Annotated in this window: 7 protein-coding genes and 1 pseudogene; 3 read left to right on the forward strand and 5 right to left on the reverse strand. The window is 66.7% G+C overall.

Translation table 11 applies throughout. The annotated features are described in order from the left end of the window. Positions 1–57 precede the first annotated feature (57 nt). From ACYQ7X_RS09205 to ACYQ7X_RS09215, 3 genes are all read right to left on the reverse strand, one after another. Positions 58–513, reverse strand: a complete 456-nt coding sequence (locus ACYQ7X_RS09205) for a cytochrome b/b6 domain-containing protein (protein ID WP_459696681.1) — start codon at positions 511–513, stop codon at positions 58–60. A gap of 264 nt (positions 514–777) precedes the next feature. Next, positions 778–1,470, reverse strand: coding sequence for a hypothetical protein (locus tag ACYQ7X_RS09210; RefSeq protein WP_459696682.1), 693 nt, complete (start codon positions 1,468–1,470; stop codon positions 778–780). A gap of 312 nt (positions 1,471–1,782) precedes the next feature. Then, entirely contained in the window at positions 1,783–2,739 is a 957-nt protein-coding gene (locus tag ACYQ7X_RS09215; RefSeq protein WP_459696683.1) for a LysR family transcriptional regulator, read from the reverse strand. 194 nt (positions 2,740–2,933) lie between these two features. On the opposite strand from ACYQ7X_RS09215, the gene ACYQ7X_RS09220 reads away from it, so the two are divergent. After that, entirely contained in the window at positions 2,934–3,722 is a 789-nt protein-coding gene (locus ACYQ7X_RS09220; protein WP_459696684.1) for a zinc-binding dehydrogenase, read from the forward strand. Between the two features lie 69 nt (positions 3,723–3,791). Here the strand turns inward: ACYQ7X_RS09220 and ACYQ7X_RS09225 are convergent. Together ACYQ7X_RS09225 and ACYQ7X_RS09230 are read right to left on the reverse strand one after the other, a co-directional pair. After that, positions 3,792–3,944: pseudogene (locus ACYQ7X_RS09225) on the reverse strand (IS701 family transposase); the annotation flags it as partial. A 260-nt stretch (positions 3,945–4,204) separates the two neighbouring features. Continuing rightward, entirely contained in the window at positions 4,205–4,915 is a 711-nt protein-coding gene (locus ACYQ7X_RS09230; protein WP_459696685.1) for a TetR/AcrR family transcriptional regulator, read from the reverse strand. A 105-nt stretch (positions 4,916–5,020) separates the two neighbouring features. On the opposite strand from ACYQ7X_RS09230, the gene ACYQ7X_RS09235 reads away from it, so the two are divergent. Then, positions 5,021–5,878 (forward strand): SDR family oxidoreductase, encoded by an 858-nt coding sequence (locus ACYQ7X_RS09235; RefSeq protein WP_459696686.1) that lies wholly within the window; start codon positions 5,021–5,023, stop codon positions 5,876–5,878. 101 nt (positions 5,879–5,979) lie between these two features. Continuing rightward, on the forward strand, positions 5,980–6,343 hold a 364-nt coding region (tnpA, locus tag ACYQ7X_RS09240), incomplete at its 3' end, for an IS66-like element accessory protein TnpA (protein ID WP_459696688.1).

Below are 6,343 nucleotides of genomic sequence, written 5' to 3' on the forward strand. Positions count from 1 at the left end.
AGCGAGCCTCATCGACAGGGCAGCACCTCCTTCCCACCCGCGCCAAATGGCATCGTCTCAGAGTCTGCGGCAACCAAAACCTATTGATCGTTCATGATTCGCCGGTCTCATCACTTTTGGCTGCACGACAATGGCTTTGAGCGTCTCCGGGTGCAGGGCGACGAGCGCCAGATGCAGCAGGATGAAGGCGCCGATGCCGAGCATGAGCGCGAGGTGAATGCCGCGTGCCGTCGGATAGCCGCTAAAGAGGCCGGCAAGCCAGCCGAACTGCACCGGCTTCCAGATGGCAAGCCCGCTCGCTGCCTGCTGGATGATGAGCACGAGCACGCCGGCATAGGCCAGGCGCTGCACCGCGTTGTACTGGCCGATGCGATGGCGCAGTTGAAGACGCAGCGCGGCCGCGAGATCCCGCGCCACCGCAGCGGGCGGCGGGGGGCTCATGTCCCGCCGGAAATGGCCGCTCGCGACCCCGTAAAGCAGATAGGCGAGCCCATCGGCCAGGAGCAGCCACATAGCGCTGAGATGCCAGGCGAGCGCACCGCCGAGCCATCAGCCCAGCCCGCCCAGTGCGGAAAGTGGAAGGGCAGGCTCGGCGCGGCGTCGTAGATCGCCCATCCGCTCAGGATCATGCAGCCAATGGCATAGGCGCCGATCCAGTGCATCACGCGGATCGGAAGCGGATGAGCGGCCCTTGCCGGTCGCTGTTGGCGCATCATGGCTCTCCCGGTTGCGCAGGAACCTCCCTCGGCAGGCACGGCGCCGAGGGTCGGGCCTCGATCACATCGGCGGCTTCACGCCCTTCGTCCCGATGACGACGGCATTGGCGACGAGGCCAGAGGCGTCTTTCGTCGCTCGAATGAAGACGGCGCTGCCCTTGGTCAGCATCGCCTGGGTGCCGGGGGCAAAGGTCACGATCGGCGCCGTCGGCGGCACCAGCACATCCTGCTTTCCGCCCTTGTAGGTGACGACCAGATGCGTGACACCGCCCTGCGCCTGGGCTGCCGCGACATCGCCGTTCGTCATACTGCTCTTGACGTCCGGCAGCGTGCTCGACACGGCGGCGACATTGCCGTTCGTCATCGCGCTGCTGGTTTGCGCGCCCCCCGCGAGGGTGGTGTCGGGGATCTTGTCCCACCCATAATGCCCCTCCCCGACCCCTCGCATGGCCGGCGGAAAGATCACGACTTCCAGCGCAACCGCCGTGCCGCCGACATCCTTGGTCGCGGTGCCGATAAAGCTGCCTTTCTGCAAATGATCGAGCGAGGATTTCAGAACCTGCAAATAGACGGTCTTGCCCGTCAGCGCGATCGGCAGCGTCTTGCCCGCATCGGTATCGACGGTCACCTCCTGCGCGGTCGTGGCGGTGACGGTGCCGCGCACGCGCTCGGCACTTCCCGCCGCGGCCACGGCCATGGTGGAAGAGAAGGCAAGGCCTGCGACGACGAGGGCGAGGACGGAGGGCCGGTTCATGTCTGTCTCTCTCAGGTTGCTCTGATCCGTAGACACCGAAGCCCGCGCGCCTATTCCCGCGCCTGCGAAGAATTTTCGGCGGGGTGCAGAGAACAACCACGATCGGCCCGGGTCGAGGGTGAAGACGAAGCGGCGGCGCAGCAGGTTGGACGAAACGGCGCGGGTTCGGCTGCAAGGGGAAAGGGGCCGGTGCGCGATCTTCGGCGCCTGACCGGTCTTTATACCTTGCCGCTCGTCTCTCTCCTAGCGTTCGAGGAGGCTTGGCCGATCACTTCGCCGCCACGCCCCCGGAGGCGGAAGCTTGTTGCGTCTTCAACTCCGGCGTGACCATGGCGGAACCGGCGCCAACTCGTTCGAGATCCAATCCGCGAAGGCCCGGGTTTTGGCCGGGAACAAGCGCCCCGGCGGCAGAACCAGGCCGACGCGGCTGCCCTCGTCCACCGACCAGCCGGGCAAGACCTCCACCAGCCTACCTTGGGCGAGTTCCTGTCCCACCAGCCAATCCGCCGCCAGCATGATGCCGGCGCCGGCGACGCAGGCAGCCGCCAGCGCCTCGCTGTCATCCGCGACCAATTGGCCCGTCGCCCGCACCTGCACCCGCGCAGCGCCACGCCGCAGCGGCCAAGCCGGCCAGGAGTGGAGGCCGGTGAAGCCCAAGCAGGCGTGGCCGGCCAGCATCTCGGGCGTTGCCGGCTCGCCTTGCGCCGCCAGATAGGCGGGCGAGGCGCAGAGCAGCCGGCGGACGCGCGCCAGGGAGCGGACGACCAGGCCGCTATCGGCCAGGGTGCCGATCCTGACCGCGGCATGGAAATCCTCGGCGAGAAGATCAACGAAGCGGTCGGAAAGCTTGAGTTCGACCTGGATCGCCGGATACGCGGCGAGGAACCTCGGCAAGAGCGGGGCGATCCACCGCCGCCCGAAGGCCGCAGGCAGGGCGAGGCGCAGCAGGCCCTGCGGCGCCGTCGCGCGATCCGTCGCCTCCTCCTCCGCGGTGGCCAGTTCCGTCAGGATCGATTGGACGCGCCGGAGGTAGGCGGCGCCCGCCTCGGTCAGAGCGACCTGGCGTGTCGTGCGACCGAGCAGACGAATGCCGAGCCGCGCCTCCAAGGCAGTGACCCGCCGCGATATCACCGAAGCGTCGCGCCCGAGCCGCTTGGCGGCCGCGCTGAAACCTCCGGTCTCCGCAACGGCGACGAAGGCCTCGATCTCCTCCAAGCGGAAGCCGCTTTTCGATCCTTGCATCCGATGCACGAGTCCTTTGGGGTTCACCAGGATTATCAGCGTTTCTGCCGTGAATTAACAAGGACACCCCACCCTTGGAAGGACGCACCATGCTGGCTTATGTGAACAATCGCGACGATGCGGACGGCGTGACGCTGCAAGACGTCGCAGAGCCTCATCCGGCGCCAAACGAGGCGCTCGTCGCAGTGGAAACCTTCAGCCTCAATCGCGGCGAACTCGCCTTGCTCGCCTATCGCCCCTCAGGATGGCGACCGGGCCAGGACATTGCCGGAACCGTCCTGCAGCCCGCGCGAGACGGAAGCGGCCCGAAGCAGGGCGCCCGGGTTGCCGGACTTGTCGAAGGCGCCGGCTGGAGCGAACGCGTCGCCGCGCCGGTTTCGCGCCTGGTCGAACTTCCCGAGGCGGTGGATTTCGCCGCCGCCGCCGCCCTCCCCCTCGCAGGTTTGACCGCCCTCCGCCTGCTCAGGCTCGGCGGCGCTCTGCTCGGACGGAAGGTTCTCATCACCGGGGCGTCCGGGGGCGTCGGCCAAATTGCCGTTCAACTGGCCCATCGCGCGGGAGCGATCGTCACCGGCGTCGCGTCCGCCGATACCGCGCCGCGCCTGCTCGCGCTCGGCGCGCGACAGGTGGTCGGCAGCATCGGGGAGTGCGACCGCCGGTTTGACGTGATCCTCGAATCGATCGGCGGCCGGTCGATGGATGCGGCCGCCAAACAGATCGCGCCCGGCGGCCTTATCCTGTCCTTCGGCAACAGCTCCGGGGAGAAGGCCGCCTACGACCTTCTCGATTTTATCGGAGCCGAGAACGCCACCATCCGCACCTTCTTTTCCTATGCCTCAGGCCCTGAGCAGACGATCGCCGCGGATCTGGCAACGCTGATCGACATCACCAGCAGCGGCCAGCTGCACGCACCGGTCGCGACCGTGCGGCCTTGGCGGGAGCTCCCGGCCGCCCTGGAGGCGCTGCGCCGGCGTGCCTTGCACGGCAAGGCAATCCTCTCGCTCACCTGAGCGGGATGGCGGGATGGCGGGATGGCGGGAAGGGCCGGCCGGCCCTTCACCGTAGCCGACATTCCCGTCGCGCGTCGCCATGGGCTGCACGCTCTTGCGATCCCCTGCGCCGATCAGCCCTACCACATAGGCTGGACATATCCGCGCCCGCACCTTGTGCCGCTGAGCATCCAGAAAGGGCGCGAGCCAGCGCTCAAGATCCAACTTCCAGGTCTCGTCCATGGCCGGCCCCCCAAAGGCCGACCACTCATGAATCACGCAAAACGAGCCGTGGGAACACCAAAACGGTGCCTAATCCGAAGCATCTGCCAAAGTAGTGCTAAATCATTCACTGCAGTTGATCCACCCACCCGGACGCTTGGTCGCGCCGTTTGTCTCAATCGCGCGTTGGGCTCGGCTCTCCGCCAGCCAGTGCGCATTATCGTGACGGGGTAGGGGAACTGCCGGCCGCGGCATGTTGCCGCGTCGACATTCCGAACCCCTCAGCGCTGCGCGAGCTTGTCGAGCAGTTCGGTCAGCAACAGCCGCTCGCCGGGCGTCAATTCCTCTGCCGCCCAGAGATGCGCGCGCAGTCCGATCGCCAGTGGGGCAAGGCCGCCGGGCTGTTGATCGGGAAGATCTGCCACGACTGCGGCGAGAACGGCCTCGCGCGCAATCGCCGGCAGTTGCCGCTCACGCTTCTCTTCGGGCGTCGTCAGCAGCGTTGCGACCGTCCCGACGCCTGTCGCATGGATCAATGCGACCGCCTGTTCTATCTGCATAGTCAAGCGGCCAGCGCGGGCTATTCGCTCAATGCGTGCACGCAATATGGCGATCCCCGCCTGCGCAGGCGGTGAGGGCGAGCGCGCCGAATCGATGTCATTCATGATTGCGAAGACGGCCGGGTTGCTCAGTCCAAACGCCACATAGGCATCCCATGCGTCGCGCAGATCCTGAACCGGATCCGGGTGCGGCGCCGCGCTGGCCTTCTGCGCGATGAAGGCAGCCAGCCCATATTCCGCGACGGCGTCGAGCAGGCCGCGCTTCTCGCCGAAGAGCCGGTAGAGGGTCGGCGCCTGTACGCCTGCGCGGGCGGCAACGGCCCGCGTGGTCAAGGCTGCGAGGCCACCGGTGGCGATGAGGCTCGTCGCCGCTTCCAGGATCCTTTCCCGGACACCCGACTGTGCTGCATCGCTCGCTGCTGAACCCGTCATCCGGTGATCCTATCACCGCTATCGATTTGGCAATACCAGCTGTTGCATAGCAATGTTATCATTGATATCATTTTATACATTCCACTGATATCGAGGCTCCACGTGATGATCGTCGTAACAGGGGCAAATGGGCAGCTTGGCCGCGCGGTGGTGGATGGCCTGCTGCGTCGCGGCCCAGCTGCCAGGATCGTGGCGAGCGTGCGTGACCCGGGCAAGGCGTCGGCTCTCTCGGCGCGCGGGGTAGAGGTTCGGGCCGCCGATTTCGCCGACCCGACCAGCCTGCGCCGAGCCTTTGCGGGCGCCGATCATGTCCTGATCGTATCCGTCGACAAGATCGGCGAGGAAGCGCTTACCTTGCACCGCGCCGCGATCGAAGCGGCGCAAGAGGCTGGCGTCGGCCGCATTCTGTACACGAGCCACATGGGGGCGCGCCGGAGGTCGCCATTTGCGCCAGCCGACCAGCACGCCGGCACCGAAACGGACCTTGCTGCGAGCGGTCTGCCCACCACGTCGCTGCGACACGGCTTCTATGCAGAGAGCTGCCTGACCATGGTAGGCGACGCCCTACGATCTGGCGAACTGCGTGTGCCCGAGGACGGCCCAATCAGTTGGACAGCGCGGGCCGACCTGGCCGAGGCCGATGCTGCAATCCTGGCCGGTGCGGGGCGCTGGGAGGGAGTAACCCCGCCGCTGACGGCTTTGCAGGCGGTGACCATGGCCGAGCTGGCCGCGCTCGCCTCCGAAGTGGGGGGGCGCGAGGTACGGCACGTAGTCGTTCCCGATCACGAATGGATGGAGGCAAAGGTCGCGGCTGGATTGCCCCGCATTTATGCGGAGATGTTGCTTGGAGTGTTTGTGGCCGCCCGGCGCGGCGACTTCGCGGCCACCGACCCGACGCTGGAAACGCTTCTTGGCCGCGCGCCCACAACAATGCGCGACGTGATCAGCGCGTCCGGTCTTTAAGCTGTATCCGCCCGGTGAGCGCCGCCTTGTGGTGTTGAATCCGCAGGGTGATCTTAACGCCGCTCGTAAGAACGGCATTAAGGACGGGAACGGGATCAGCGGTGGAGATCATCACCGGAGTTGAGCGGCGGCGGCGCTGGCGGTCAGAGGAGAAGCAGCGCGTTCTGGCTGAGCTGGAGGTGCCGGGTGTTACCGTGACAGAGGTTGCACGTCGGCACGATATCAGCCGGGGGCTTATATGGACCTGGCGGCGGCAGGCCCGGCGAGGGTCTGCACCGATGGATACAAGCGTTGGGTTTCTGCCGATGCGCATCGCGCCGGAGGCTCTGCCGTCTTCATCGAAGCAGGACGACAAACTAGAAGTGTCCGCTGACACCACCATCGAGATCAAGCTCGCGGATGGGACGACCATCCGGGTTGGCGGCGATGTCACTGCGGCGGCGCTGCGCCGGGTGCTGGGTGTGC

It is taken from the genome of Acidisoma sp. C75 (assembly GCF_054665095.1).

Excerpts from the sequence above, each read along its gene's own strand:
- ACYQ7X_RS09230 (WP_459696685.1), bottom strand. The coding sequence starts at position 4,915 with ATGACGGGTTCAGCAGCGAGCGATGCAGCACAGTCGGGTGTCCGGGAA.
- ACYQ7X_RS09205 (WP_459696681.1), bottom strand. The coding sequence starts at position 513 with ATGTGGCTGCTCCTGGCCGATGGGCTCGCCTATCTGCTTTACGGGGTC.
- ACYQ7X_RS09235 (WP_459696686.1), top strand. The coding sequence starts at position 5,021 with ATGATCGTCGTAACAGGGGCAAATGGGCAGCTTGGCCGCGCGGTGGTG.
- ACYQ7X_RS09210 (WP_459696682.1), bottom strand. The coding sequence starts at position 1,470 with ATGAACCGGCCCTCCGTCCTCGCCCTCGTCGTCGCAGGCCTTGCCTTC.